General features: G+C 73.6%; 1 protein-coding gene and 1 pseudogene. Both read right to left on the bottom strand.

The genetic code is table 11. From position 1 onward, the window contains the following. Nucleotides 1–459 (bottom strand): CAP domain-containing protein (locus tag AB0M20_RS44505; protein WP_364307627.1); only part of this gene is annotated, 459 nt, incomplete at its 3' end. A 183-nt stretch (nucleotides 460–642) separates the two neighbouring features. Further along, nucleotides 643–1,224, bottom strand: a pseudogene (locus AB0M20_RS44500) (glycosyltransferase family 2 protein); the annotation flags it as partial.

Raw genomic sequence — 1,224 nt, 5'->3', positions numbered from 1 at the left:
GTTGGCCGAGAAGATCGCGCCGACGCCGACGGCCTTGGCCCGGCAGTTGAGGATGTTGGCGCGGTGGCCCGGGCTCTTCATCCACGCCGCCACGACCTGGGCGCCGCTGCGGTAGCCCCACGCGATGTTCTCGCTCAGCGCACCGGTGTAGCCGGCCCGGGCGACGCGGGCGACGAAGGTCGAGCCACCGGCGCCGGTGTGGCTGAACCGGCCGGTGCGGGCCATGTAGCCACTCTGGACACGGGCCGCGACACCGAGCTTGGCGTCCACCCGCACCGCGGCGCAGCCGTGGACGGCACGCTGGGCGTTGGTGTAGCGGACGATGTCGTTCTGCAGCGTGGCGAGCTGAGCGATCGTCGGCGTGGCGGCCTGTGCCGGCGACGCCATCGTGACGACGCCGAAGAGGGCGGCGGGGACGAGGGCGAGCATGGCCAGGCGGCGAGCGAACGACGAACGCATGTGACTGCCTTTCGGAGTGCGGCGCCTGGCTCGTTCGCCAGGTTCGCAATTCCGATCGACGGCCGCGGGGCCGCCTGAAGGCCGGATCAGGTGCCTTGCCGTGACCTCTGAGTTGCGGGAAGGGTGAGTAGGAGAGCCCGGTTGCAGGGCAAAGGTTCCGGACGGTTGCGGTCCGGTTGTGAGCTACGGCGTGAGGGCCGAAATACGCTCCGCGTACCGGTCGTGGCCGTGGGTCCGGCGCACGAAGTCACGGCCGCGGTCGCGTTGCTCGGCGAGCGCCGCGCGGCGGCCGTGCAGGGTGTGGACGGTTTCGGCGAGACCTTCGGCGGTGCTGTAGACCGCCGCGTCGCCGTAGGCCGGCGCGTACCGGTCGGGCAGGACCACGACGCACCCGGCGGCCAGCGCCGCCAGCACCGCCGGCTCCGCGTCGGCCGGTTCTCCCGCGCCGGGCAGCGCCAGGTAGAAGTCGAGCTGCGAAAGGAACGCCCGCGGAGTCACCTCGTCGGCGGCGTAGACCAGCCAACCGGCGGGCGGGCCGCCGAAGCCGAAGGCCCGCCGGGCGGTCCCGGCGCCGTCCCGCAGCCGTACGTCGAGCGTCGGGTGCGCGGGCAGCTCGGCGCGGAGCCGGTGCCACTCGCGGACGTCACCGGCGCACTGCCGGCCGACCACCGGACGCCGAGTCCGGGTCTCGCGCCGGTCGATCAGCCACCGGTCCGCGTCGATGGTGGCGGGCACGTCCAGCTCGGTCGCCGGCGCATCCGCGAG

This window comes from Actinoplanes sp. NPDC051633 (assembly GCF_040681735.1).
Classification (GTDB): Bacteria; Actinomycetota; Actinomycetes; order Mycobacteriales; family Micromonosporaceae; genus Actinoplanes.
The sequence above is the reverse complement of the archived record's forward strand: the minus strand, read 5'-3'. Positions and strand labels throughout refer to the sequence as shown.